Annotated in this window: 19 protein-coding genes; 2 read left to right on the top strand and 17 right to left on the bottom strand. The window is 49.0% G+C overall.

The features are described 5' to 3' along the window. Window positions 1-2: 2 nt before the first annotated feature. From GO003_RS05935 to GO003_RS05865, 15 genes are all read right to left on the bottom strand, one after another. Window positions 3-1,400 carry a contractile injection system tape measure protein gene (locus tag GO003_RS05935; RefSeq protein ID WP_159651928.1) on the bottom strand — a complete coding sequence of 466 codons (1,398 nt, stop codon included), beginning with the start codon at window positions 1,398-1,400 and terminating at the stop codon, window positions 3-5. Beyond that, window positions 1,397-5,026 (bottom strand): hypothetical protein, encoded by a 3,630-nt coding sequence (locus GO003_RS05930; protein ID WP_159651930.1) that lies wholly within the window; start codon window positions 5,024-5,026, stop codon window positions 1,397-1,399. Before GO003_RS05930 ends, GO003_RS05935 begins: the two co-directional genes overlap by 4 nt. A gap of 14 nt (window positions 5,027-5,040) precedes the next feature. Continuing rightward, entirely contained in the window at window positions 5,041-8,739 is a 3,699-nt protein-coding gene (locus tag GO003_RS05925; protein WP_159651932.1) for a hypothetical protein, read from the bottom strand. Beyond that, window positions 8,736-12,503 carry a baseplate J/gp47 family protein gene (locus GO003_RS05920; protein WP_159651934.1) on the bottom strand — a complete coding sequence of 1,256 codons (3,768 nt, stop codon included), beginning with the start codon at window positions 12,501-12,503 and terminating at the stop codon, window positions 8,736-8,738. The genes GO003_RS05925 and GO003_RS05920 overlap by 4 nt, the downstream gene beginning before the upstream one ends. Window positions 12,504-12,506: 3 nt before the next feature. Then, window positions 12,507-12,944, bottom strand: a complete 438-nt coding sequence (locus tag GO003_RS05915) for a GPW/gp25 family protein (protein WP_206444566.1) — start codon at window positions 12,942-12,944, stop codon at window positions 12,507-12,509. A 2-nt stretch (window positions 12,945-12,946) separates the two neighbouring features. Next, window positions 12,947-13,216: a PAAR domain-containing protein gene (locus GO003_RS05910; protein WP_159651936.1), complete on the bottom strand. Its 270-nt coding sequence runs from the start codon at window positions 13,214-13,216 to the stop codon at window positions 12,947-12,949. Between the two features lie 10 nt (window positions 13,217-13,226). Beyond that, window positions 13,227-14,990, bottom strand: coding sequence for a type VI secretion system tip protein VgrG (gene vgrG, locus GO003_RS05905; RefSeq protein ID WP_159651938.1), 1,764 nt, complete (start codon window positions 14,988-14,990; stop codon window positions 13,227-13,229). After that, a complete protein-coding gene (locus tag GO003_RS05900) occupies window positions 14,987-15,694 on the bottom strand; it encodes a CIS tube protein (RefSeq protein ID WP_159651940.1) in 708 nt (235 codons plus the stop codon). Before GO003_RS05900 ends, vgrG begins: the two co-directional genes overlap by 4 nt. Then, complete coding sequence (locus GO003_RS05895) at window positions 15,694-15,882, bottom strand: DUF5908 family protein (protein WP_159651942.1); 189 nt, start codon at window positions 15,880-15,882, stop codon at window positions 15,694-15,696. Before GO003_RS05895 ends, GO003_RS05900 begins: the two co-directional genes overlap by 1 nt. A 31-nt stretch (window positions 15,883-15,913) precedes the next feature. After that, window positions 15,914-16,354, bottom strand: a complete 441-nt coding sequence (locus GO003_RS05890) for a phage tail protein (protein ID WP_159651944.1) — start codon at window positions 16,352-16,354, stop codon at window positions 15,914-15,916. 5 nt (window positions 16,355-16,359) lie between these two features. Then, entirely contained in the window at window positions 16,360-16,797 is a 438-nt protein-coding gene (locus GO003_RS05885) for a phage tail protein (protein ID WP_159651946.1), read from the bottom strand. A gap of 42 nt (window positions 16,798-16,839) precedes the next feature. Further along, window positions 16,840-18,822, bottom strand: coding sequence for a phage tail sheath C-terminal domain-containing protein (locus tag GO003_RS05880; RefSeq protein WP_159651948.1), 1,983 nt, complete (start codon window positions 18,820-18,822; stop codon window positions 16,840-16,842). 25 nt (window positions 18,823-18,847) lie between these two features. After that, window positions 18,848-19,855 carry a hypothetical protein gene (locus tag GO003_RS05875; protein ID WP_159651950.1) on the bottom strand — a complete coding sequence of 336 codons (1,008 nt, stop codon included), beginning with the start codon at window positions 19,853-19,855 and terminating at the stop codon, window positions 18,848-18,850. Then, the gene (locus tag GO003_RS05870) at window positions 19,852-20,487 is read right to left on the bottom strand and encodes a DUF4255 domain-containing protein (RefSeq protein WP_159651952.1); all 636 of its coding nucleotides are present in this window, start codon (window positions 20,485-20,487) and stop codon (window positions 19,852-19,854) included. Before GO003_RS05870 ends, GO003_RS05875 begins: the two co-directional genes overlap by 4 nt. A gap of 397 nt (window positions 20,488-20,884) precedes the next feature. Next, window positions 20,885-22,210: a sigma-54 dependent transcriptional regulator gene (locus GO003_RS05865; protein ID WP_159651954.1), complete on the bottom strand. Its 1,326-nt coding sequence runs from the start codon at window positions 22,208-22,210 to the stop codon at window positions 20,885-20,887. 142 nt (window positions 22,211-22,352) lie between these two features. Here GO003_RS05865 and GO003_RS05860 point away from each other — a divergent pair, with 142 nt between their 5' ends. After that, window positions 22,353-22,619: a BrnT family toxin gene (locus GO003_RS05860; protein WP_159651956.1), complete on the top strand. Its 267-nt coding sequence runs from the start codon at window positions 22,353-22,355 to the stop codon at window positions 22,617-22,619. A 3-nt stretch (window positions 22,620-22,622) separates the two neighbouring features. Beyond that, on the top strand, window positions 22,623-22,871 hold the full coding sequence (locus GO003_RS05855) for a BrnA antitoxin family protein (protein WP_159651958.1): 249 nt from the start codon (window positions 22,623-22,625) through the stop codon (window positions 22,869-22,871). A 107-nt stretch (window positions 22,872-22,978) separates the two neighbouring features. Here the strand turns inward: GO003_RS05855 and GO003_RS05850 are convergent, their stop codons facing one another. Together GO003_RS05850 and GO003_RS05845 are read right to left on the bottom strand one after the other, a co-directional pair. Beyond that, entirely contained in the window at window positions 22,979-24,010 is a 1,032-nt protein-coding gene (locus tag GO003_RS05850; RefSeq protein WP_331001623.1) for a M14 family metallopeptidase, read from the bottom strand. Further along, complete coding sequence (locus GO003_RS05845; RefSeq protein WP_331001622.1) at window positions 24,007-25,446, bottom strand: glutamate--cysteine ligase; 1,440 nt, start codon at window positions 25,444-25,446, stop codon at window positions 24,007-24,009. Before GO003_RS05845 ends, GO003_RS05850 begins: the two co-directional genes overlap by 4 nt. Between the last annotated feature and the right edge of the window lie 642 nt (window positions 25,447-26,088).

The following is a 26,088-nucleotide window of genomic DNA, read 5'->3' as shown; positions in this document are numbered from 1 at the left end:
ATTCAACTGCCCCACTCTACCCAAAGGAATTTCTGCATCCAGGGCAGTTTGAACATGCCGATACTCCAAGGCAGGCTATCCAGCAAGATATCGCAGGTTTGATGTTCGACCTGCAGCCGCCAATCCCCGTCTGCTTGTGCCGTCAATTTGCCCGGCCTCAATAAAAACGTCCCTCTTAAACTGTCGATGGACGTATTGCGCAGTGCCCCCCAATGTTTTATCACCGCTTGCAGCAGCGCATCCGCCTCCTGTCTTGCGTAGTCCGGTAATACGACTAGCGATGCAATCGGCGCAGACAAAGGCAGTTGACAAAGCAGTTTGGGTAAAACCAGTTCGTATTCCGGAGCCTTGTCCTGACCGGTAGCCAGGTAATGTAAAAGACTCAGCGCAAAATCAAGCTGACTTATCTTTTCGCCGCTGACAATGCCCACGGCTTCAAACAATTGCGGTAAAAAGGGATGAAGTAAAACCAGACCGGCATTGTCTATATAAAGACCTTCAACTAGATCCGCATCAGTGGAATCCTGCTTTAATGACACCTCAGCCGATGGCTCAAGCTTACGTTGGATGTCTTCACTTTTTCCCGGCCAGCATTCTTCCAGCCATTGCTGCCAAACTTCCGGTTTGTGTGCCTGATCAGTGAGCAAAATCCGGCTTTTATTAATCAACGCCGCAACCGAAAGCCTCTGATCCAAAGCGATCATGACCAAAAGCCTGTCTATCATGTACCTGATAAATGCATTCTTTTCGTCAACCGGCCTTTCAATCAAAACAAGCCTGTCAATCACTTCGTCAAAAACAGCTTTAGCCCTGTCTGATAAGCGGGTCAACAAGGCCTCGCAAAAGGCCAGAGAAAACTGGTTAAGCAAGCGGATTCTGACACTTTCATTTTTAAGCGCAGCCAATAATTCCCGGATGAAATAGCTGCCAGGCTGTTGCTCTGCTGAGTCTTCATCTTGCCATAATTCAAGCACCCGCTGCTCAAGACGCTGGTCCGGCAATAACTTAAAAGACCACGGAAGGCGTCCGGATACTAAAAAAAACAGCAATGCCTGTTCTACCGATTGCCGCTTGCTTTTGTAGTTCGTGATGCCGGCATCATCAGGTTTCAGTCCCGCATGCACAGACTCAAAATCCAGTAAAGATTTAGCAAGACTCTCGGCAATTTTCTCCGGCAACTCATGATCCAGGCGTTCATAGTCGATGGTACAGGCATCGATAACCAGACTATCAATACTTAAATGCCTATCCGGTGACGAACAGCGCTCAAAAACCTGTTCCAAAACAGGAATAATTTTACTGGCCGTCAACTGCGACAACTGCCGCTGCAAAGCGATACTTTCGGCTTCTGTGCCGGTCATCTCGGCTTCAAGACGGAATTGCCGTATGCTGTGGTTCATCTTGCCAACGAACTTTCAACACTGAAAAAACAACCGTCCGCTGTGATGACGGTCAGCTTGACCGGATCGGCGATTTTCTCGAATTCCACCTCGGTTTTTTCGCCCGTATACAAAGGCTCGGTGGGAACTGCATTGATAAAATCCCAGACCCAGGCGGCGATATCAGCTCGAGTTTCTCCGTCAATTTCGCCAATTAAAATAACGCGGCGATCTTCTGCCAGTTCTATCTGGATAACAGGTTTTAGTTCAGCGCTTTTGCATAAAGCTATGAAGGCGCTGCCCTTGCATTGATTGCGTTCACGGCAATCGAAAGCAGGCACCCTGCTTTCTTTTTCGCGCCTGCGATCAAGGAATATCAGGCCGTTAAAGTCAGAACCCTCTTCCTGTTTTTCGTTTGTGTAGCGCACGTTAATATCAAAGGAAGGGGCCGGTTTGGCATAACCGAAATCAAATTCCAGACTAAACGTTTCGCAGACGAAATAGTCGATATGAAATACGCTGAAAGGATAATCCGCTGAAGGCTTATAACCCAGCATTAAACGGGGCTTGTCCAAAACGCCGAAGGCCTGCACCAGAATCTCGTTGATCAATTGATTCAGCCTGTCTATAGCCTCGCTGATTGTTTTATCAAAATCCTGATTTAAGCTGGCTGCAGTCACTTCAGCAAAAACTTTTTCCCCCGGTATTTCAAAGTCCTTACCGTTAAACCGGAATCGGATAGTCTCGCTTCCGAGAGCGAAAAATTCATAAGGCATTTCGCGTTGTGGCGGCTGCACCCATAGGCGGTATGCACAACGGCGTGACATACCATCACACGGCAGATTACACACTGGCTCGCAACGATGCGTGACGACTACCGTCTCTGTGCACCCCAGGCTATCGGCGGCCTGGATAGTCAGCGGCGTGCCGCTGGCAACAGGTCCTGAAGTAAAGACATCACCCTCCAGGACCTTGCCGTTAACTGAATACGGAGGTGTGCCACCCTGAAGAGAGACGGCGGCAACATAGTTATTGCCGTCAACGCAATCAAAATCCGACTCACCCAGCATTAAAGGATCGGCGATCAGAATCGCCAAGGCAGCAGATTCGATGCCTTCTGCATCCTTTATTCTGAGGCTGTGTTCCCCGGCAGAGAGCAACAAAGGCGCCCCCTCAAATCCGGTGTAGTCTTGTTCATCCAGCTTAATGCGATAAGGCGTCACCCCCCCTTTGGGCGAAACCAACACCTCGGCGAGCTTGTCGCTGTTCGTACAACCGATATCCACACTGATAACCGGCGGCGTTTTAGGCAGAACAAATTGAACCGGCGCACAATCGGAGCAGCACAAATAAGGCAGATAAAAATCGGCAATAACGGCACCTTCCTGCAACTCTAGCAAAGCCGCTTCCACCAATTTCCCGAATTTAGACTGTTTACGGGGCACGAAACCGGCGCTCTTTTTTACAGACTCCGTCTCGTGATACACCAGAATAAAGGTACCGCCCGGCGTCACCCCTGCTTTATGCCTGATACCGGGATGTTGCTTGAGAAAATGACTCAGCCCTCTTTTTTTGCGCACTTCGTTAATGCGGCGCTTGATTTCATTTTTGATCAGTTCGAGCGCTTCCAGTTTGCATTCGCTGCTCAAGTTCAGCAAAGCCGATTCTAATTGCGCCCAATCAAGCTCACCTTCGGTGTCACCTGACTCTTTTTGCCCTGCAATTTCAGCTGTCCAGGTTTTAATACGCTCAATGTGTTTGACCGCAGCCTCGATATCAAGAGCTTCTGGATCATCCGGTAAAACGGCTTCGAACTGATCCAATAACGTCATGGAATAAATCGCCGCATTCAATAAAGCCGGTTGGCGCAAACCGGCGACCCGGTCTAGATCCGGTTTTTCCGTTCTGTTCTTGTAAAGCTCACCCAGGGTTCCACCGGTCTCTTTGGCATTTACAGCAGTGAGGGCATTATTTTCAGCCGTCAGCACCGCTTCATTGCTTTTTATTTTCTTGCCGCCCAACACCGATTTTGCTTTTCGAGCCGCACAGGCAATTTCCAGTTTGTAAGCCCGGTACAGGATCAATAAGTCGTCGAAATGACAGGACTCATCGGCAAAATCAACTTGATCTTGCTCGTCCGGTTCACCGGCTCTCAACGCGATGATTTCAACAGGCAGGCGATAGGATTTTTTTTGACTCAACAGAGCTTGCAATACCTGTTGATAGGGCTTTCCCAAATGGCCTTCAATACGTAGAAAATTATAAGGCTCCCAATCGTAGCGCAGCGGTTCAAGCACAAAAGGCTGGCTCGCATATTCGTCCGAGCGGTAACTCAGATTCCGGTCAGCCCGCTTCCGGCGAGTCAATAAGGGACTCCATAACTCAAACAGCGCTGGAATTCCGTCTTGAAGATAATAATAAGGAATGGCTTTGGCCGATAAAGCCACATCACCCAAGCGGCTGGGCGTAATGCGGATTTGCAGATCGATTTCGCCTTTTTTGACGACAGCCAGAGGCGGCTCATCGGTGAATTGCGCGATCATCCTGACCAACCGATTAAACAACCCTTGCAACGTATTGACTTGCTCCGCGCAGAGACTCACCGCAGGAGACGGTAAAAACCGGTGCCGGTACAAGCCGGGTTGAGTAACCGCCTCAGGGAAAACCAGCCCCAACATTAAATGGCGTGGGAACAAACCTTCCGGCGGACTGCACAAACAGAATAAGTCGATGGCTTGCCAGCGAAATTCGTTATACGCAGCCAGCAAATCATCAAAAAAATCGTAGTAATACTGAAGAAACCGAAGTTGGACCGTCGTTTGCGGCACCGTATTTAAAAAACCGAATTTGGCATCGAAGCCACCAAACGGGTCGCCGCCGTTCTGTTTATCAACAATCGGCTTGAAGGCCTGATAAGCAGCCGATAAAGCGTCGCGCGTTTGACTGGCAAGTTCATTGCCAAAGACTGCAAAAAATGCAGTCAACACATCTTCTGCGGACAACGGGTCCGTATTCGGCACATCGAAGGCGGGCAAATGTAAATCAGGCAGATTGAGGCGGGCGGCCAAGCGGGTTTCAAAATCCGCATCTAAGCCTTCATTTTCAGAACTGCCCGATTCCAGCGCCTTGTCCACATCCTCTTTACTGATCAGTAAGCGCCTGAGCGTCACGGTCACTGCCGAGCCTTTATCATCACAATTATTGGGACTGCAGTTGCGTAAACCGGCCTTTTTTAATTCCAGGAACAACAAAACCACTTTATTGTTCAAGAAATTGGCCGGTTGACTGATGGGCGTTGTGTTGGGCTCGCCCTCAGGAAACAGTTCCCACAGCGCAGCACCTGTGAAAGGGACATAGCTGAGTCCCTCCGGTAAGCTATAAGTCCGGTACGCAACCAGATCGACATCGTTGGGTTCAGCCAGCAAATACCCTTCCGAACTGATGCCCAGGCCTTTGGAAAGTTTGATAACAGCAGCCGGCGAGGCTTGATAGGCAACGTCAAGACCGCAAACAATCCCGATACCGATAAGATTTGCCCGCGTCAGGCGGTTTTGCTCATCCAAATAGTTGAAAACATCATTCAGATGCCGGTTACTCAGCACCTGATTTGCTTCGAAAATGGGGTAATGATCTTGTTTAGCTTGCATGGCGTTAAACCTAATCAGAGAGTTTCAAAAGGCCGTTGTGCCGAGCTGAGCGCACCTAATGCCGTTTTGTCCAGCAGCACCGGATTCAGGTCACTGCCGTCATCGCAATCATGCAGAGTCGCTTCGGGGTAGGTGTTTTTTAATGCGGCCAATAAATTTAAAACAATACGCAACCGGTAAGAAACTTCCGTATACGCGGCATAACGCTCTTTCAGCAGTGTCTCCAGCGCCTCTGCGGTTCCGGCTTTAAAATCTAGATCGGGGCATAGACTGACAGGCCCGGGTGTAAATGGCGGCAAATCCTCCAGCACCAAGCCGTCAATGATCGCGCTATCCAACCAGTGATAAAACAGGGTTCCGTATTCGGCTAAAACCCCGGCGGCGCAGCGGCATACAGCGGTTTCGGAACCGTTAATCAAACCGGCCTTTAAAAGCGCCGAAACACGTTCCTGCAAACGCTCGTCGGTCCAATCAAATGCTGCATTGGCCTGCAGCCAACGGCACCACGCGTCCTCAAATCGTTCAAACTGCCAGCCGTAGTGCACAACTTGCATGAAATAATCGATCATCTCATCGGTGATGCCGGTCCATAGCAGTGGTGTCAACTGCAGATTGCAACTTGGCGACGCGGCATCAATGGCATTAAACACTTCGCCTAGCCGCGCTTGCAATGCCTCGTCATGAAAGTAAACCAGGGTTTTATCGTCATACCAGATTTTAAAAACCTGACTGAACGCCTGGTAAATTGCAGCCGCGCAAGCACAGGCTTCAGACTCATCCGGTCTTTCACCATCGCCGGTGAGCGCTTGTGCCATCAACAAACCGGCCAGATCCGACACAACCGGATCGCAAGGATTTTCTATAAACCCGTTATTGCCAACCCAACAGATTTTGGCCAGCAAATGAGCCGGTGTTTCTTTGCGTATCGTACGGTCGGCAAACTGGCGCAGTTCCAGGTTTTCGTTGTAAGGGGCGACCCAGCCCGGCATGACCCAGGTCAATCGAAACGAATAAGGGTCTTCGCTGCCGCATGTATTACAGCCAGTATCCTGACAGACAGGATAAAGCGCATCGCCGGGAAATTTCGGCCGTAATAAAATATGCTCAATCAACAAGGCCCGTTCGTTGGCGCTCCAGGCCAATAAGTTTTGTTTGGCTAAAGCCGCACTGTCCTCAGATTCAAATAACCGGGTATGCACAGCAAAAACATCCCCTTCCGCATTGATCAGTTCCAGCCGGTAGTCTGCATTGTCCTGCTTGATTGTGTAAGTTTCAGTATCGATCAGGGTGTGCATCAAAGCGCGATAGGCCTGCTGTTCAGGCTCACTCGTGTCATTTGTTGTTAACGACCCGCTGATTAGCGTTGCTCCCTGGTATTCACCCAAGGTGAATGCCACGTCGACTTTTCCGCCCACAGCAGCAGACGGAATAAACTCAAACTGCCAGTCCGGATAGCCCAGCAGCAAACCGACGCGTTTTTTGATTACCGGGTACTGTCCGGCATAACAGGTCTTTTCACGGTAATGAAAAGACCGGTAGCGGTTCCGGCTGATCATCGGCAGTGCTTTTAGAAAAGCCAGTTTGGTTTCCAGCAGCCGCTCAAAGGCTTTCTGCTGTCCGGCCACATCCGTCAGCAATAATGTATATTCGGAAAATTGTTCGCCAAAGCGGGCCAAAAGATGATCCAGAAAACGGTTACGGCGCGCCAAAAACTCAGTCGTGGTTTCTACCAATTCCTGCAGCGATTTTTTATCCAGCCCGCTGAGTAAATCGTCGTAGCCGCCAAGCAGCTCTTCGTTGAACAGTCTGACAAAATAGGTTCTGTCTACACCCGCTTGCATCGAGAACAAATCTGCCGTGTTTGCCAGCTGGGCCAGCTGATTGCCCAATAATTGCTCAAATACCATCAGATAAGCTTTCAGTTGCAATGCTTGTGCTTTGCGTTGCGGCGAAGCCTGAGGCGGCAATCCTTCGGCGCCCACGCCATAGGTCAACGGCAAACTGTATTGGACAGGATAATACGCTTCAGGATTTCGAAACTCACCGGCGGGCAAGGGTAAATCGTTGACGGCATTTTTGATTTTTGGCCGTTCAGCCTCACCGCGCAACTGGGTCAAGGTATCCAGAGCCTCATCCGCTCTTGACTTAAAAGGCAGGCCGTTTTTATAAAACAAAAACCGCGATTGTTTGCTGTAAAAACGGGGCTGTTTGCGGTTGTCAATGAACAGTATCCATGATGCGCTGATTTTATTCGGATCAAACAACGGCGCCGGATGGCTGAAATCAGGATCGGCTTTGCCCTTGATGACGTGTCCTTCCGAATCGTAGCCGGTCAGCAGCAACTGGGTGACGGACAAAACCCCCTCAATGTCCATCAGGCGATTGATGATATCGGATGTTCTTAACTCGGTTTGCAGTTGGGCTTTGGCAAGCTCGTCAGCTTTGATAAAGCCATTGGCCAAAGCCGGGCCATTAAAAATGTCTTCAACAGCAATCCCTGCATCCTGCATGTCCTGCAGGCTGTAAAAATAAACAGGAGGGTTGAAGTAACGCTCGATCTCAAACCAGATCAACGCCTGGACACGATCGATATCGGCATCAGGCGCGACTTCCAGATCGGCACAGACCGCAACATCCTCAATCTCAACACCGTGTATATGACAGTAATCCTCATCCAGATTACGAACCGTGTGTAATAAGTCTTTGGTCTGGTTTACCGATGCGTTGACTGCAGCCAGCTTTCGCCGGTAAAGGTTGATAATTCCAGAAACGGAAGTATCGGCCAGCTGTTTTTGCAGCGCTGCGGCCGTCGTCAGCAACCTGGCGTTACTCTCGGCAAACAATCTCAATGCGGCATCGTTTATTGTGACACTTCCTACGCCCGGCGAGAATTCCAGAACAAAATCGGCATAAAACACATCCCGCCAATGTTTTTGCAAATAGCCGTCGCGCCCGGCATCGTCCAGCAATGGATCCGTCAGTACATCGTAATCTTGGGTCGCACCCAATCGCACAGAGAGCGTGAATTCGCCCTGCTGATCTAAAAGCAGCAGCCATTGTTTACGGTCCATTAGCTGCAAATCGGGAAAGCGAAGCTCTATTGTCAATGGATAGGCTTTACCGCCGGCATCGATTAAATTGACGGTACGCTCAATTTTCCTGTCGTTCAGATCGCCCAATTCAGGATCGGCTTCCAATTCCAGTAAGACATCATAAAGCCCCAACACGCCGACTTTTTTCGGCTCATGCACACTGTTTTGCGGCTTTTGGTAAGCCAGTGTGACCGTCTCGTTCTCGCAAACGGCGTAATAATTGACATCACAGGCGCATTGCTTGCAGAAAACCCAGGCATTGCGGACCTGCTCCAAATCAATCAATGAGCGTCTGAAATCATCCGGTGTAACCGGATTGACCGTTAAGATGTCCCTGGCAGTGAAAAAAGCCTGGCCCTCAAAAGGCTTTTCCGGGTCGGCTTCAGCCGGCGGCGGCATCAATATATCCTTGATGTCCCAGTTACTACGATAAGCCAGATCGGTTAGTGCATAGCACAGCGCTTCAAGCAGCGTGATCCCTGGATCGTGCGTGTTGTAGTCCGTCCAGAAACGGCTGCCCATTTCGGCTATATAACCGATACCCTCGCGGCGCAGTTCAAAAAAATCCTCTGCTGTTTTTTGCGCCGGTTGCTTTGCTATTGTGACGGATTGCTCGTTCATGATTCGCAGGGACAGGTTTCGCCGGTCGCTTGTGTACCGGCAGGGTTGAGCGCATCGATGCGGTGTTCGGCAGCCGAAACCAAAATGGAAACGGCAGTGGATCCTTCTGCAACATCTGTATCCGTATTGCTTTGGGTATCACCGATATCATGAAACATCAAAAAATCGGTAATGTAGTCAACGTAAGGCTGTTCTTCGACGAAATTGATCAACACCGATTTATGGATTTTTCCGCCAAACGAAGGCCTGGCATCACTGAAGAATGCCCAAGGCGATAAAAACCGGATAATCGCCTCTTGTAAGGTTTTTTTATAATACATTTCATCAAAACCCTCATAAAACCGCACTTTCAATGCGCAGCGCACCGCTTCGAATTGGGGATTTCTGACATGCAGCTTCACAAAACACGGCATACGCTGATGCAGAAATTTTTCGACGCTGGTCAGTAAGCCCAAGCTGGTAAAAGGCTTGAGCGGATCTTTGAAGGTGTGAAACTGCTGATTTGGAAGGGTCACGACCGTGACATGACCCGGCGCCAGTTCCCGGTAATAGCCATTGCCACTCTCACCGGGCTCGTAGTGCGTATGATTGAGACATTTGGCCCGATAAAGCGCTGGAAACGCATCCAGCACCAGATGCTCATAATCCCATAAGGCTACCGCCCGATCCTTATGGCGCAGCCGCTCACTGATCCGGGTATAAAAAGCCTCAGCTTCCTCTGCTCCTCGGCCGCCGAAACTTTCAAAGGGCTGATCGATTTTCTTAACCGCAGCGTGCGGGCGATCCAGTTTTGTTATGGTGCCTGCGGCCAAGACTTTTGCGGTAAAACCAGGCTCGCTGCCGTTATCAACAAACCCGGCTTTCAGTGCCTGCGCAGTCACTTTCTGTAAACGACAAACCGCCTCGCTGTCGGAAGAGACTGCGGCGCGCAGCCAATGCATTCCTCCAGGCAGCAAGGTATTGCCGGTATCGGCATCAACAGGCACGGTAAAGACAATGATGCCGGATTTAAGTAAACCGGCTGTATCGTCTTGCAACTCGCTAGGTTCGAAGGCTATCCATTCGTTATTGCGCAGATAACTCCATTGAATGTGCTGATCGGGCTTTACCGTCAATGGATCGGCCGTGCCATCGGCCACCTGAAACAGCAAAGCCAGATTTTGCGGCGGCTCGAGTGCGGTCAGGCCTATATAAAATTCCGCCGAACTGGGCACAAGGCTTTCTTCCCGAGCAACAACGAACTGGGGAAGCAAATAAACCGGTTTTACGGCAGGCAGCGTGGGATTCTGTAGCGCATGTCCGAAAGGCCCTACATGAAAAAACAAGGCTTGCTGATCAGTGCCCGCCGCTGCGCCCGACAGTGACAAGGTTTGCTGAGCGGTGTAATCCATAGTGATGCGCTCGGCAAACGGCCCGACTACTGGCGCCCCCGGATGAACGGGTGGTTTAGGATCAATATCGGCCAGGAAATGTGTCAGATCCACCAAGTATTGATTGAAGCCTATCTCGCCTTGAAAAACCAGGCGTAGATAACCGTTGACTGCTTTGACAGGGTAAGGAATGTTTGCCTGCATGCCTGCAAAATTGCCGGTGGTTTGCTGTGCCGGACCGGTCAATGAGAACGTATCGGTAGTAAAGTCAAAAGAACCCTCAGAATCACTCCACTCGCCGTCTTTAAGATAAGCCACCGCGATGGTGGGAATGTCATCATCTGTTGCAGCAATAGCGGCACTTTCGTCCTCAAAGAGGGTCACCGTCTGCCCGCCGCCGGGTGGCTGATTAATAGCATTAGCCGCCAAGGGCATACTGATCAATAAAGGGAAAAGGGTCGGCGTCCTGTAATAACGGGGCGGATTCTGCCAATCGAATGTCAATGAAGCAGACACCAGTTGCTTTTGAAAAACTTCTTGGGAACCCATGGTAAAACGGGTGCCATTAACCGGCTGAGCTCCGAATGGCTGAAACGGCTTTGATAAATCCACCGAACCGAAATCGTTGGATACCGCCAGTGATCGTAGGCCCTTGACACTGACAGTCAGCGTTATCGAGGTGATGATAAATTGTTCCAATTCAGGATAAACGAATGACACACCGTCACGATGCCGCAATTTAACCAGCAAGACAGGTAGCGCGGTCGCAAAACCGTAACCGTGAACTTTCTCCGAATAGGCGGTGACAGCGGCATCGGCTCCGCCCAGGACCAGGGTTAACGTCAGCTTATTGCCGTTACGGATAAAGGATGTAGCGGATTTTTCCAACCAGCCTTTCTCACCACTGAGCCAACAGGTGATGTCGTTTTTTAATTCAGGTCCTGAACCGCTATGGCTTCCGGCAAGCATAAGTTCAAGAGTGAGGGTCCGAGTCCCTTCAGCCATCCAAAGATAATGAGAGGCCACCACAAAGCCCAGTTCCGCTTCAGGCATGCTGATAGTTTGCAATTTTCCGTTTTTATAGACTTTATTAAAAAACGGATGCCAGGTGGGGTCTTGCTCCGGAAGTTTCTCACCCAAGCCATCTGCTGAAGCCGCTTCCGGCGAAGCAAAAAACCGGTTTTGATGCCTGTTCTCCGGCCCAATAAAACCCAGTTTTTCATCGTCATGCCGGTAAACCGTCTTTAACGCACCAACCTGCGTCCGGTTGGCAACAAAATCAGCTGTGGCGGCAAAAAACGCGTCTCTACCCCCGCCATCTTTTCCGGCTTTAAACAAGCTGCCTTGTTCCAGTAAATGGGCTTGCGTCTGCCGGGTCAATTCAACCAGCAGATGAACCTGCGAAGGTTCAGCGGGTTTTTCTTTGAGTTGCAGAATGTCCCGGTAATAAAAATCCAGATGCCTCCCGGTTATCGTGTTGATTTGCGCGCGAGCATGCTCGAATAACCGCAGGAATGCCAGGAACAGCGTGTAATGAGGATCATGACTGTCTTGTCCGGTAAAACTGGCTTCTAATGCGGCTTGCGCGTCAACAACCGTGCGTGCATAGACTTTAAGTAACTGATCGAAAACAGCCGTAAACAGATTATGCGTGGCAAGGTGATTAATCCGGTCGAACTCATCACCCGGCGGAAGGCCAAAAATGCCGGGATCGGCGTTGATCACAGCAAGATAAGCGGCCCAATCGTTTGCGCCGCTAATCCAGTCTTTGGACAAGCCTGCGGCCAGCACCTCACTGAATTTAACTGCGTTTACGCCCAACACAGAAATATCAGCCGGGATATCCGCCACCAAAGGATGGGGTAACGCTTGCGCCAAATCCGTTTTGTAATAACTGATCAGCCGTTTAAATGCGGGAGCCAGTTGAGTTTGTATCCGGTTTACCAGTGTGGCTTTCAACGCACTCTCTGCAGGCAACCCTTCTTTCAATCGATCCAGTTGGCCTGTCAGTGAACCGGCACAGGAAAATAACAGGCCTAAATTATTTTTCAGCTTTCCGGTTTCATTTTTATGACTGCGATCATTCAGATAATCGAACCGCTCTTTGACATAGGCGCGGTAATTATCGACATCCTGTACCGCCGCGACAGCCAATTGCACCGAAACGTCCTTACTGAAAAAGCTCTGCCAGTCACCGGATACGGTGGTATTGGACCCGTAATAATTTAAATATGCCGCATAGGCCTTGGCGAACACCATGCCGTGTTCCGGCTTATGTTCATTGACCGGCGCATAGTCCGGCGATAAGGCTGCAAGCAAGCGCGCATCCTGGCTGGTCCCCTCATGGATGAGTTTCAATGGATCGCGGTTTTGCTTGCAATCATCGGTCGCCATGGCTCAATCACTGTCAGGTAAAAGATTAACCGTTGCCGTCAGGTTGATATCGGTACCCTCCTGCTTGTAAAACGGATAAACAAAATTGAACCGCGAATTGGTCGTTTTCACCCGATAGGTCACCGATATCAACACCACACCCTCCAATGCCAGACTGTCATCCAAACTCACCTTTTCCAGCTCGATACGCGGTTCATGATACAAAATGGCCGACTCGACCTTATCGGCCATCAGCGTTTTCATGCGTGTATCCAGCGTTTCAAACAGCAATTCCTGCAAATTGCAGCCGTATTGAGGCAACATGACGCGCTCGCCTTGCGCCGTGCCAAGCAGAATTTCGAGACTGGCGACAATGTCGGCTTCCGCTTCGGTCATGTCAACCGTGCAGGAAGCAAAACTAAAGGAAGGAGGAAATGACCAGCCGCGCCCAAGAAAACTCATACTCAGCCCCCAATCAGCACAGTTACTGCGCCGGGCGGCATAACGGCCCCGCCGCCCGCTGTTGTATCGGTAATACGGGCTGCAGGCATACCGCCTATCGTCACCGTTGCCGAACCTTTGATGATCGCATCGGCGCCGCAGGTATCACCCAGTCTGGCGGCAGGCAATCCGGCGATCAAAACAGTCGGCGCGCCTGGCGGCAAGATGGGCAAAGGCGCGCCCTGCGTTGCTGCGCTAATAATCATGTCCGTCACTCTTGCGGCTGGAAGCATGGTTCAACCTCTAATTGATTTGCACGACGCCACCTTTGATGGTGGTGCTGGCACTGCCATTGATCGTCGTACTGGCACCGGAAATCTCTGCTGTCGCCGAACCCTCGGCCTTGAAACCCGTTTGGGCTTTGATTTCGGCATTCATTCCTTCGATTTTGACATCGCCCGTTGCTTTTAAAATGATGTCCTTGGCGGACTCCAGGGTGATGCCGTCACTGTCCAACGTGATCTTGTTGCCGTTTTGGTCCTCAACCAAAATAGCCTGTTCATCTTCAGAAAGCGTGATGCGGTTACCGCCCGGCGTTTCCAACAGAATGACTTTTTTCTCGTCATCAAACGTAAAGGCCATTTTCTCGCGGCTGATATAACCTTTACGGTGATTGTCATCTTTTGCAGATTCCGGCGCCGGTTTGGCGCTGCTGTGACACATACCCAGCACCACAGGATATCGCGGGTCGTCACCTAGAAAGCCGACCAATACCTCATCACCGATTTCAGGCCGGAAAAAAGTGCCTCGCTGATTACCGGCATCCAGTGTCGCCAGTCGTGCCCAGACGCCTTCATCAGAAGCACTGACCAAAGGCAAACGGATTTTGATCCGGTCTTCGCCGTCAGGATCGTTCTCCAGCAAAGTCACCACACCCATTTGCAGGCCGCTGACCGCAGGCAGCAAACCGGCAGCCGGTAACGGCCTCAACTGGTAAGTTTCGGCAAAAAGCTCAGGGCTTATCCCAAACTGCACATCGGTTTCCCAGTTACCACCCGCCACGGTGTGACGCACGCCTGAAACATAAACCGCGCCTTCAAAGCGTTCACCTATGCCGGTCAAGTCAATCACCTTTCCGGGCTGCACATCGGCAAAACCCTGAAACTTTGCCCGTCCCCTGATTTTGGCAAGCCGCTCTTTCAATAACCTCGCATCGGCCCAGGCTTTCAGTTCCGGCAACGTCAGCCCCCCGCCATGGCGGATTTCGCTGTCATCCTGCATAACTTCAGCCAGATCGGCATGAGCCAAATTACCGCTGTTCATTGCAGAAGGCTCAGCGGCCTCGGCCTCTATGACCTCCTGCCCGGCGGCATTCCAGGCAGTGGCTTTGAGGCTTTTGCTTTGCAAACGGGCATCGATTTCGGCATCCAGTTCCAGCAATGTTGATCCATAACGCACCTGTACCACCGGCTCTTCTCCGGTTAACGGTTTGCCTATCTTCAGGCTGTCGTCTGCGACAACGACGACATGCCCATTGGCTTCGGCACGGCACATCAGAAAGTCCCAATCACTGGCCTCGTATTGCACGACTTCTTTTAACTCCGGTTCTGTTGATTCAACATCATTAGCCAGCCCATACAATCCGATCAACTCTTCCATGATGTCGCTGTCTTTTTTATCTGTGTAATAACGGCTGTTGATGCCACCGGTCATTTTGACGGCCTGATGGCGGCATTCCAAAATCAGCAGACTTTCGTTTTTCCTGATTTTGATACTGTGCTTGACGATGACGCCTTTAAATACGGGGGTATTCTGCGAGCGATAACCCAACTGTATTTCAATGGACTTACCAGGAATAAAATAGGCCTTGTTACTAGCCGCAAATGTCGCTTTAGCCGCCTCTCCATCTTTCAATTGAAGCGTAGCCGAAGGGATTCGATTGATCTCCCTTGACACGGCTACTGTTAAAATCTGAAACTGCCCTGATATTTCCTCCCCGTCTATCAGCAAAGCCACCGTGCAGACATCCGGTGTCGCAGGTGTCGGAATGACCGATTCGTTGGTCATGATTTAACCGTCTTGGCGATGGGCGGAAAAAAAATTTCGGTGCCCGGCTGCAACTGGCGAAAATTGTTCAAGCGGTTTTTTTTCGCCACCTCCAGGTAATAGCGAGGATCACCGTAAATTTTGTAGCACATCAACGGCAAGGTATCGCCCGCCTTCACTTTGCGGCTATGGGTTAAATCAGGCGAACTTTTATTTTCTTTTGCCGCACGTTTTTGCTCTTCGATACTGCTTTTGAATTTGACTTTAACCAGTGCTCGAATCGGCGTTCCATCCGGCCTGAACAGCTTATAGGTGATGCCGACCTCTACCACCCTGCCTTTGAAAATAGAATTTTCACCCCAAACCAACTTGAAATGCCGGGGCTCATGCGCATCGCCTTTATAACCGGTCAGCACCTCTTTAAAATGTTTGAGGTCATCAGCGATAGAGTCGCGCGGTTTGCCGTCGATGATACCGGTGTTATCGAAAAGAAATTCAAAGGTGATTTCTTCAGGTTCGGTATATTCGAATTTTAATTGTTGCCCGCTGGTGCCATGCCCCTGCCCTGACTCGGAAAATTTGAGTTTGGTATCCAGCGTGTAAGTTTCCGGATTGATCAAAGCCTCAATAGTCTCATCAGCTTCCAATACCCCCCCGCCTTCCGCTTTCTCAGAATCGGAAAACGCCAGGATCAGCATTTTTTCAAGCTTTCCGTTATCGGCCATTAGCGCTCCCTTTTGTTATTGAGTATCTGCAAAACCTGCTCCACACATTCGGCGACGACAGCCTCTTTGTCTACCGCACTGTTTGACGCTTGCCCGGCAGATACCGATGCCCGCACTTTCTGAGCTTTAACGTCTTGCGGTGGATTAACCGTCACTTTAATGTGCAGTTCTTTGATCTCTATGGGCATTTTTTTCCTTTTTGCAGCGCGCTAAGTCCGGTTACGATTGCACAGTAAAATACCGGTAAGTCAGTTCCATCGTCTCGATGACGACAGCACTTTCATTGGCGTTAAAATCGCTGACTTGCCATTTTTTGGGTATCGCATGAGCGACTTTCCAGGTTCTTAACGGCTCGCTTTTTTCATTCATCAGAATCACATTCACTGAAGCCGGTTCAAAAGTGCGATCACGAAAAGCGTCGATAAACCACTTGATAACGCTGGAATCGGTCAACATACCGCGCTTGAGGACCAGATCGGCGTATTTGGTACGCACCGGCAATTTGTGCTCAAACCGGTTTTCACCGCCTTCTTTAAAGCTTTCGTAATCGTATTCAACCGTCAGCCCGGAAACGGTCTGAAAACGCACATCATTGCTCATCTGACTGATGCCGAATTCCACTTTGTAATAAAAGCCCAAAGGCGGATAGTAAGCGACCATGCTTGTTACACTTTCATCAACTTCAGCCCTTCATGCGCCACTTCTATGCTTTCGATGGCAATTTCGTTGGCATCGGATTTAAGATCGGGCGCGGTCACTTTTACCGGAAAACAACGGGTGGCTGCCCACGCCGCTACCGGTTCATGTTTTTCATTCATCAATCGAATGACAACGTCACGACGGCCATTGATGCGATCATTGGCAATTTCATCCATCCAATTGTTGTAGTCAAAGTCGCCTTCAAATTTGCCGCGTTTCATCGTCAAATTGCTCAATTTGATTAAACCGGGCATGCTGATTTTGCTGAAATCTTTGCTGTCGCTGTGCCGGTATTCGATTTTCTCACGCTCCATCACCAGACCGGTCACTTCGGTAAAACTCAATTTTGCACCGCCCCAGTCCACTTGAAAGTGAAATCGCGGTAGTGGATATTCTTGCGCCATGATTTTTCCCTCTTACTATGTAATGAATGTCAGCCGCTAAAATCAGGATTCAGGCATTTTGTGCGAGAATCTGAGGATGATGAATTCAGCGGGACGCACCGCAGCCATGCCGATTTCGATAATCATCCTGCCTTCCAAAATATCCAGCGGCGTCATGGTTTTACCTAATCCCACGGCCACATAAAATGCATGTTCCGGCTTGATCCCCTGCAAGGCGCCCTGCCGCCAGAGTACAGTCAGAAAATTTTCGATCATCGCCTGAACGCGCACCCAGGTGTTGGCGTCGTTGGGCTCGAAGACGAACGGTTCGGTCGCCTTTTTGACCGATTCTTCAACAAAATTGAAAAAACGCCGCACACTGACATAGCGCCATTCATTGTCATTACCGGCCAGCGTTCTAGCCCCCCAAACCAGTGTACCTTTACCGGTAAATGCCCTGATGATATTGACCGATTTGCCGCCGTTGACATCGACATTGAATTCGCCTTGCTGCTCATGAGAGATTGTTACTGCCGGAGCAGTAACGGCATTCAAACTGACATTGGCAGGCGCCTTCCAGACACCCCTGTCCCTGTCGATGGCCGCATAAACACCGGCAATCGCCCCTGATGGCGGTAATAAATTCAGCGCATCGGCCGCTTTGGACACCAGACTTTTATAAAGTCCGAATCCTGCCAACAAGATTTCGTTCAAGGCTTTTTCATAACTGAGTTGGGTCGATTCTAAAAAGTGGAAAAAGGTGATCGCTTCATTAACTCCGGACAACACTACACTGATTGCAACATCGCCTCGTTGCTTGACCGTGGACAAACCGTTGTAGCTGTCCGAAACATCGACAGAAGCGGCGCTCAACAAAGTCGCGCTATCAGTAAAGCCCAAAAACCCGGCCACCTCATCGAGATCGGCTCCGGTCGACAATAGCGGCATGGCATCCGGATCTGCTAAAGCGGCCAAGTGGATATGGTGATCAGCAACCGCTCTAAAGGCTGATTTGATCTGGCCGCTCTCAATATATTTTTCGATTTCGGTGCGTAACTTAAACCGTTCGGAAGCTGTTGGCGCTAAGTCATACCGTTCATCGATCGCGTTAATGATATCGACCATGAAGTCGGTTACGACTTTAATCGCTGCTTTAATGTCGGCAACCAGCGTTGCGGCATTGTAATTATCTGTCAGTTCCTTGCTGTGATCTTCAAGCGTTATGGCAGGGTCTCCGCTCAACGCGTCTTTGACCGTTTGGGCTTCAGAGACGAAATCCTCCACGATCAGTAAATCCGCGATAACGGCCTGGGTGGCTTCATCGTTGGTCAGATTGCCCAGTTGAATCGCCGTGTTGACACCCTCACGCAACAAAGTGATATTTCTGTGTAACAGCGTTCGCGGCAGATTGGCTCTGATCCAAGGCCCATAAGCCGCACCGTATTTGAGAAAATTGATGCCGATGCTGTTTCTGAATGCGGTAACTGAAGCATTAAAAGCGGTATTGGTGACGCTTTGGGTCAAATCACAAATAACAAACCGGTCCTGAAGTTTGTTGCATTGAACCAGCGCCTGTTTCTGAAACTCATAGGGGCCGTTCGTATCCGAAACCACATCCGGTGCCACTATCAGCGTCGGTTCATCTTCTTGTTCAAGCAGCAATAACGCAGCTTCCAGCGTTGCCGAAGAGACGCTTACCGGAAACGGACCTACCGAGACGATGTAGCACTTGCCTCCTCCATTGGCATAAAACAGCCGCAGACTGTCATACAGGTACAGCTTCGCAAACGCTTCCGAGCGCACGAACTGATTGTTGGTATCTAAAAATAAAGTGACATTCTGGGATGGCGAGCCGCCGAAATACAGTTCATATTCCGCAATGGATTCTATCCGAATCGGCTTGTTGATTAAGGTTTCGCCATCTCTTACCGCTTTTTCGGTATAGCCGATAAAAGCAGGAATAGCTGTCTCTACGGCAGCAATGGAAGGCGGGAATTTCGGTATTTCCTCGATGTAAACGCCGGGTGTCTTATACGCTTGTGCCATAGTAGTTACCGATTAATGTTGAGGATTAGACAAATATCTCCGAAACCAGCTTGATGACTTTTGAATTGCTGACAACGGGTTTTACCAAAGTTTCGGACGGTTTTCGTTTGCTTCCGGAATTGCCGAAAAAAGTTAACGGTAAAGGATCTGTTTCTTCAAATTCCAGCGAGCGCGAATTTTTATTGATGTATTGCCGGATGGTCGAGCGGTTTTTAAAGCGAATTTCAAAAACCGGCGGAATCGCTTTGGCGTGGCCCTGATTGTCGGTCAGGCTGAATGGGTTGTCGCCAGGCCGCTGAGCATGAAGTTGTATCAACGCAAAAACGTTGTCTGGAATACCGTCAAGCAAACGGACGGCTCGTCGCGTTTGACCTGAATCACCGGGCAGTGCCAGCACCGGCATGTCGCCTTGATGAACGTACACCGGATTTTTTTTGGCTTGAGTGGTTAATGTGTGCGCTGTCGCGCCGGGCTTATCGCCAGACAATTGCTTCAGCGTATTACCGGATAATACCAGGTACTCCGCCGAATCATTAGCCGATGCCGCAGGAATTTCTCTGGATAAAAATAAAACCCGATTGTTTCCTGTTCCTCGTGAAACTCCGGTCAGATTCGATAACACAGGGACATTTTCTTTATAGCGATGGACTTTTTGAGCATCGCCGGCTTGCATTTCGATAAGCCGCTGGGGTTTCAATGTCAATGCCGTGTAATTACAAAAGGCCTTATCACGGACCGTGACAATAAATTCGAACATCGTATTGCCGGAAATGACCGCCTGTTCGGGCACTGCGGTAATAAATCCCAACGCCGTTTTGCAAAAAACAGCACGATAGGCTTTTAACAGTTTTCGGGTTGCCGGAGACGGCGTAATCTCAAGTAATGGACGCACATCGAAATCCTGCAGCCGCTGCTCCTTTTTGCGAGGCACCGAGATCAAATCAAACGCGGTCGCACCTTGATCCAGCCAGTAATGATGCAACACTCTGACTTCAAAAAGACGTCGGTAAGAAAGCATGATGTGCTCGCTCATGAAAAATTGTCCGTCCCGGTTTTATGACGAAAATCGTGATCAATTTCAGTAATAAGTCCGCTTTCGCTTTGTACAGCACGAAATCTTAAATCCAGCATCCGCAGTACATACATCACGAAGGGGTATTGCTTGCCGCCTAAGGTGCCCCAAAGATGATTGACTTCCTCCATCGTCGGGGAATACAAATCGAAAATAAGCTTGAACGATTCAAGCTGATCAAGCGCATTACCGGGCGCATTGGCGGTGATCGAACCGGGATCAACAGTATCCTGCGTGAACACGTTTTGAGCCTGAAAAAACCGGATCGCCCGCGACAGCATCAATAACGCATTGGTGTAATTGCTGTGTGACGCTACGACTAAAATCTGGAAATTAAGAAAAGTGGGCGGGTTTTCGTATAAAGCCCGCAACGTAACGTCGTTGCGTGTGTAATGAGGCAGATTCTTTAGCGATTTTTCTTCCTTGATATTGACCAGCGATAAATACAGAACGTCACGGGGGTTAATGCCTCCGCTTCCAAATCCCTCGGCTAAATTACCCAGTCGGCCTGCATTCATCGCATCGGCCCCGTAGTTATCGGTTAAATGCCGGTTCAACTCATTCAACACAATCGTCAGCGCATGTGAAATCATTTACGGCGCCTCAAGATCGCATGAACATAAGTGCTTTTTGCCGCAAAATCTGACGATTCAACTTGCTTCAGTTCCATCTTGACACTCCTTTTTGAATACTGATTAACGGCGTTACCGTTAGCGAATCAGCCTTAGCTTATCAATAGCCAGCAAAAGCAGTGCCATTAACTTTCAGACACACGCCTTGTTAAGCTTATGAAAAATATCAACAAATAATGCGATGAGAAAACAAGCAGTCCGATATGTAACAACATAATGTTACACACTTACGATGGGTAATCAGCAGCGGAATCGATTAATGCTCATGATTTCGTGGTCCTTGAAAGTGTAACCCGGCTTGTTACACTTTGTATCAAAAAAGCCTTGTCTGTTACAACTTTGATCTGACTTTGGAACGTTAATTATCTCTAATATGGTATTTCTCCATTTTTCGGTACAGCGTCATTCTGGACCAGCTTAACTGCTCGGCTGCCCGGCTCTTGTTCCATTTGACAGCGCTTAATGTTTCGAGCATCCGCTCTCGCTCGCTTTTTTCAGCAATGTCTTCCAACGCCATGCCTTCACCGATAGGCTCAGGCAAGTCGTTCAGCGTAATTCGCTCAACGGGGCAGTTGATGAAAATGGATTCCAGTACATTTTTCAACTCGCGGACATTGCCCGGCCAGTGATAATGAAGAAAAGCCGCCAGCGCCTCGACACTGAAGCCGAGAAGATTTTGTCCGAACCGCTTATTGAAGTATTTAAGATAATAATTAAGCAGGTCGGGGATGTCTTCTTTGCGCTCTCTAAGCGACGGCAAACGAACCCGTGCCACATTCAGACGGAAGTAAAGGTCATCCCGAAATTCTTTGGTCAACAGCATTTTTTCCAGATTCCTGTTGGTCGCGGCAATGATCCTGATATCAAGCGGTACGCTCCTTTTTCCACCCAGCGGATAAATTTCCTTGGTTTCCAACAACCGCAAAATTTTGGCCTGAGCCAGGCAACTCATGTCACCAATCTCGTCAAAAAAAACAGTACCGCCGTGCGCCATTTTCAATTTTCCCATATGGTCTGATTGCGCACCGGTAAACGCGCCTTTTTCATACCCGAACAATTCGCTTTCCAGCAAACCGTCCGGCATTGCGGCACAATTGATGGCAACGAAGGGTTGATTTGCCCGTTTGCTTTGACGGTGTATGAATTGCGCAGTCAATTCCTTGCCGGTTCCGGTCTCACCGGTGATCAACACATGACTGTCTACGCCTGCGGCTTTTGGTAAATAGGATTTGAGATTAGCCATAGCCCGGCTGGAACCAATCAACTGCTGCATCCCGGAAAGACCCGAGGTTTCCACACTGCACGCCAACCTCCGGCGAATATCCAGGCAACGCGTCACCGCCTGAATCAGTTCGCAGGTTGGAAAGGGGAATTCGAAGTAATCCTTAAGACCCAATCTTAAGGCGGAAATTGCCAGCTTTTTGGAGCCGCTCGAGGTGACCAGTATGATGGGAAATCGCCTGTCACGGCTGCGAATAAGCTCAGCAAGTTTGAGTGTGTCCTCGCCATCGACCCAGGGAGATTCCAAAATCAATAACTGAAATTTGAGTAGGTCGTAATGCTGCAAAACATCGCGGTAACAGGATGCTTCAACAACCTGTGCAGACTGATTATGCAGGTGAGTATGGATGATCTGTTTAAGATCGGGATCCTGGACAACAGCTAAAATGACCGGTTTATTCATCGGAATTCCCTGTACTTATAGTTTGATAGCAGAACCACTCATCTCGGAAAGAGCAGCTTAATCTAAGCGGGCTACAAGCCCAATGGTCGCGTTGACGCAAAAATGATTGAAAATACATACATTATATGTACAATGAAAACTGATGAACATTACCAACGACCCCATCAAAAACCTATTAAATATCCAAAAGCATCAGATTAATCTGGCTGATATTGAAGGTGTTTTTTACGATGAACGCGCCATTACCGTTGAAGACCGCGACCATGACGAAGAACGCTTTGTGACACTGGGCATGGACGGCCTCGGCCGTCTTCTGGTAGTGACCTATCATTACCGGGGTGAGGATGAAATCCGGGTTATTTCTGCGCGTTCCGCTGAACCTCACGAGCGGCGCACTTACGAGGTCTAAACCATGAAAGACGAGTACGATTTTTCCAATGGCACACGCGGCGCAGTAGTTGAATCGCCAAGCAAAACCCGCATCACTATTTTTCTGGATGATGATATTCTCGCGGCCTTCCGCGAGCGCGCTACGCAAACCGGCAGAGGCTATCAAACTCTGATTAACGAAACCCTCCGCACCAGCCTGTCCCCAGAGTCCGCCCCCCTTACAGCTGAGGTTTTGCGGAAGATCTTGCATGAAGAATTACGGGCAGCATAACAGCCGCACAGTTACCAACGTCTCAAATGCATTAGGGTTCCTGTCGTTAACCTCAACATGAACCACACCCTTGTGTTGGGTTGCGATAAAACAGGCAACCCAACATTTCAAGTCGTTGGCGCTAATTGTTGCAGTCTTTCCATTAGATAGCAGAAACAATCCTGTCTGATCACGCGCTCATCCAATGTCAGCATTGACGGCATGGCTTTTCGAATCACCGACAATTCACCGCCCTGAATTTGGAAAAACAGAGTGCTTATATCGTGTCCACTTTCATCCAAAGCAATCAGCGGCATCGATAAAGAACCATTGACCCTGCCCAAAACAGTACCCGCTGAAATTTCATTAAAGTTCATTCGCTCAATGTCGGGGTCCAGCAGCAGATCTGATTCAGGTTCCTGAAAGCTGAATTTAACGGAATCGGCAACCTTGACTTGGGCCACGGTATGATAAACATCGATATCTTGTTCATGAACAGGATGATCGGGTAGCCCGGATAAATTAAGACAACTGTTCAAATACTCTAGCGCATGCTCGACGCCATGCAATTGGCCAGGTTTTCCGCATTCCAGCGTAACCGCCGGACACAACTCGGCAAACGCAGCCGATTGCACGCCTTTTGGCCGGGTAAAATACACAACCAGTCGACCGAAAAGAGAGGCCAGTTGCAAGAAGCGGTTGTCCAGCTTATTGATGCAGGCATAATGGGGATTTAGCCCGGTATTATTGTGAATATCAATACTGGCGAATACGTTTTTGGCCCGCATCACATCGACAATGTCCTGCGCAATCTTGGTTTCCGGTGAATCGGGCAATTCAGTTCCGGGCCAGATACGGTTGTAATCCGGTTGATCTTTCAGCCTTCTTAAACCTTCCCCGGCGGCATGAACATTGCCGAAAAAAATCGATATTGAACGCGGCAAACTGCGGTTTTGATATTTTTTTAATAAGGCTTGCACAGCCAGCAAGCCGGCTGGCTCATTGCCATGCAACAGTACCGAGACAAATAAAGGTGCGGCCTGTTTTCCGCTTAAATGAATCAGTGCCGGTTGAGGCAAGTGGTTGACTAATAATTCGGGCGTAGCATCCAAAACGCCTTCTGGCAGAAAGTCATATTGCTTTAATTCCACGTTATTCACGTTAACATCCATTCGCTTACGGGATTACCCTTGTTTTGGTTTGTGAGATAGCGCCGGGTCATGGCAGTGAAATCGTCCGGATTGTTTTTGATGAAATCACGCTGCCACTGCGAGCCGGTCTGACGGTTAGCGACGCGCTGCTGAATAATAGCCAAAAAATCTTCAATATCGCACCGGGAAATTCCGAACGACTTTAAGCCGAGTATCGCCCGGGGCAGCAACTCTGTTTTAAACAACTGGCGGATAGTATGCTCATTGCCGTCAAACCAAACTATCTTGCTATCCAGACCGAGGCGGGCGGCCTGATAAAAATTATCCTTGGCCTGACTAAAGCTGACCGGTAAACCCTTCTCAACCAGGTCATCGCATAAACTTTTGCTTAAACCGAAGAAAAATGCCGCATTGGCAATCGCATCGACAACGGTAGGCCCGGCTGCTGGCGTGCGGTGCTCGATACGAACATGCGGCGTTCCATCTTCATCAAAACCGATCAACGGCCGGTTCCATCGCCAGATTGTGCCGTTGTGCAGTTTTAAATGCTGAAAACTCTCCGTTGCTCCACCTAAATCTTCAGGCAACAGAACCGGGAAATGATCCAGATTTTCCTGAAAACATTCCAGAATGGATTTTCTTGCGAAACCGGTACCAAAGCCGACCCGCCTCACAGGGCCTTGAGCGGCTGCCGCATAACCTCCGGCTTGTATGGCTTGTTCAAAAACCGGAATTCTGGATTCATGCCAAAGGTTTTTGCCAAACAAAAAAGGGGCATTCGCACAGAGCGCCACCATGGGCGCGGAGGCAATGATCGAGGCATTGTAAAAATGATGTGCAATGGACAAAGACACTTGCGTGTGAATTTGAAAAGAAGTCGTCGCCGCTTCCAGCATGACATCATGATGATCCAGCTTAAGATGCTGAATCCCGACAATATCCAGATGAACCGGTTGACCACGAGCAAGCTGGATTTGCTCATTAAGCGCGTGGTAACGGTTAAGATCGGACATATTGCCCAAATTGAGGTCGGCTTGCTCCAGCGTGGGTAACGTGCCGATCATGATGATCCGGCTGTTCAAACTGTCAGCATGCCGGACCGCTTTATTCCAGGTCGATTGCAATTGATTTTTCAGGCGGCTGCACACATTGCCGGCCAATGGCGTCGGCGTGCTGTTGAGTTCTATATTGAATTTTGCCAATTCGGCACAGGCCAGCGGGTCATTCAATCCGGCCAGAAACTGATCATTAATCGGCGCAGGCCGCATGTCTTGATCAACCAGCCACGCCTCAATTTCAAAACCGGCGACCGGATGCCGGGTCGAAAACCCCTGTTGTTCAATTAAGTGAGCGAGCAGCGCCGTTTCTTCATGCAGCTTTTGATGAAAAAAGTCGAAATCGCCCAAGTCATAATGTGAAACCGAAATTTCCTGACCCATACGCATGCCCCCGTTTCTTTATTGTCATGGTAATTTCAATGGGGGCCAGGGGTCAACTGAATAGTTTTGGCGGAATGTATGAGCAACGGTTTAAACACTTTTGCCAAACCGGAAGACATTTGTTCATCGACAAGAAAGCGCATAAAAGATCTAAAGGTGTCAATAAATCTTACAACACCTAAATATGCCAACTTGTATTTTACTTAATTTAAGTATTATAAATATTTGTTTCTTAAATACTTATTTAGTAAATCAAATGACTTCTGAAAATCTCGTAGACCAAAATTCGAATTTGTGCAGATTAAGTGACAAATTAATTAAAAAATGTGAATTATTCCGCCAGCAAACTCCATGATTCGCAAGCCCAATAAAATCAACGGTATTTCATAAGATCTGCTTATTTTTCACAAATTCGATGTAAATTAAGTCATTTAATTATGTCAACTATTTTTACAATCTTAATCGTGACTAACATTATATCACCAAATAAAAACATCTTACTAATTGATAAATAAGTAATATTTTTCTATAGGTATATTTTTTGCGTTATAGTGAGCAGATGTATAATAAAACTTTTTGAAATCTTAGTTTAATAATTAAATTGTAAAAAAAATACTCTTCTCATTTATTAATAGTTTTTTAAAACTT

Origin of the sequence: Methylicorpusculum oleiharenae (genome assembly GCF_009828925.2) — a bacterium.
GTDB lineage: Bacteria > Pseudomonadota > Gammaproteobacteria > Methylococcales > Methylomonadaceae > Methylicorpusculum > Methylicorpusculum oleiharenae.
This window is presented reverse-complemented; position numbering and strand designations above follow the sequence as displayed.

What these genes read in the sequence shown, in the direction of transcription:
- GO003_RS05880 (WP_159651948.1), bottom strand. Translation starts at nt 18,822, where the DNA reads ATGGCACAAGCGTATAAGACACCCGGCGTTTACATCGAGGAAATACCG.
- GO003_RS05845 (WP_331001622.1), bottom strand. Translation starts at nt 25,446, where the DNA reads ATGCGTATGGGTCAGGAAATTTCGGTTTCACATTATGACTTGGGCGAT.
- GO003_RS05930 (WP_159651930.1), bottom strand. Translation starts at nt 5,026, where the DNA reads ATGCAAGCTAAACAAGATCATTACCCCATTTTCGAAGCAAATCAGGTG.
- GO003_RS05920 (WP_159651934.1), bottom strand. Translation starts at nt 12,503, where the DNA reads ATGGCGACCGATGATTGCAAGCAAAACCGCGATCCATTGAAACTCATC.
- GO003_RS05915 (WP_206444566.1), bottom strand. Translation starts at nt 12,944, where the DNA reads ATGAGTTTTCTTGGGCGCGGCTGGTCATTTCCTCCTTCCTTTAGTTTT.
- GO003_RS05865 (WP_159651954.1), bottom strand. Translation starts at nt 22,210, where the DNA reads ATGAATAAACCGGTCATTTTAGCTGTTGTCCAGGATCCCGATCTTAAA.
- vgrG (WP_159651938.1), bottom strand. Translation starts at nt 14,990, where the DNA reads ATGACCAACGAATCGGTCATTCCGACACCTGCGACACCGGATGTCTGC.
- GO003_RS05855 (WP_159651958.1), top strand. Translation starts at nt 22,623, where the DNA reads ATGAAAGACGAGTACGATTTTTCCAATGGCACACGCGGCGCAGTAGTT.
- GO003_RS05890 (WP_159651944.1), bottom strand. Translation starts at nt 16,354, where the DNA reads ATGGTCGCTTACTATCCGCCTTTGGGCTTTTATTACAAAGTGGAATTC.
- GO003_RS05910 (WP_159651936.1), bottom strand. Translation starts at nt 13,216, where the DNA reads ATGCTTCCAGCCGCAAGAGTGACGGACATGATTATTAGCGCAGCAACG.
- GO003_RS05875 (WP_159651950.1), bottom strand. Translation starts at nt 19,855, where the DNA reads ATGAGCGAGCACATCATGCTTTCTTACCGACGTCTTTTTGAAGTCAGA.
- GO003_RS05900 (WP_159651940.1), bottom strand. Translation starts at nt 15,694, where the DNA reads ATGGCCGATAACGGAAAGCTTGAAAAAATGCTGATCCTGGCGTTTTCC.
- GO003_RS05870 (WP_159651952.1), bottom strand. Translation starts at nt 20,487, where the DNA reads ATGATTTCACATGCGCTGACGATTGTGTTGAATGAGTTGAACCGGCAT.
- GO003_RS05860 (WP_159651956.1), top strand. Translation starts at nt 22,353, where the DNA reads ATGAACATTACCAACGACCCCATCAAAAACCTATTAAATATCCAAAAG.
- GO003_RS05925 (WP_159651932.1), bottom strand. Translation starts at nt 8,739, where the DNA reads ATGAACGAGCAATCCGTCACAATAGCAAAGCAACCGGCGCAAAAAACA.
- GO003_RS05935 (WP_159651928.1), bottom strand. Translation starts at nt 1,400, where the DNA reads ATGAACCACAGCATACGGCAATTCCGTCTTGAAGCCGAGATGACCGGC.
- GO003_RS05895 (WP_159651942.1), bottom strand. Translation starts at nt 15,882, where the DNA reads ATGCCCATAGAGATCAAAGAACTGCACATTAAAGTGACGGTTAATCCA.
- GO003_RS05885 (WP_159651946.1), bottom strand. Translation starts at nt 16,797, where the DNA reads ATGGCGCAAGAATATCCACTACCGCGATTTCACTTTCAAGTGGACTGG.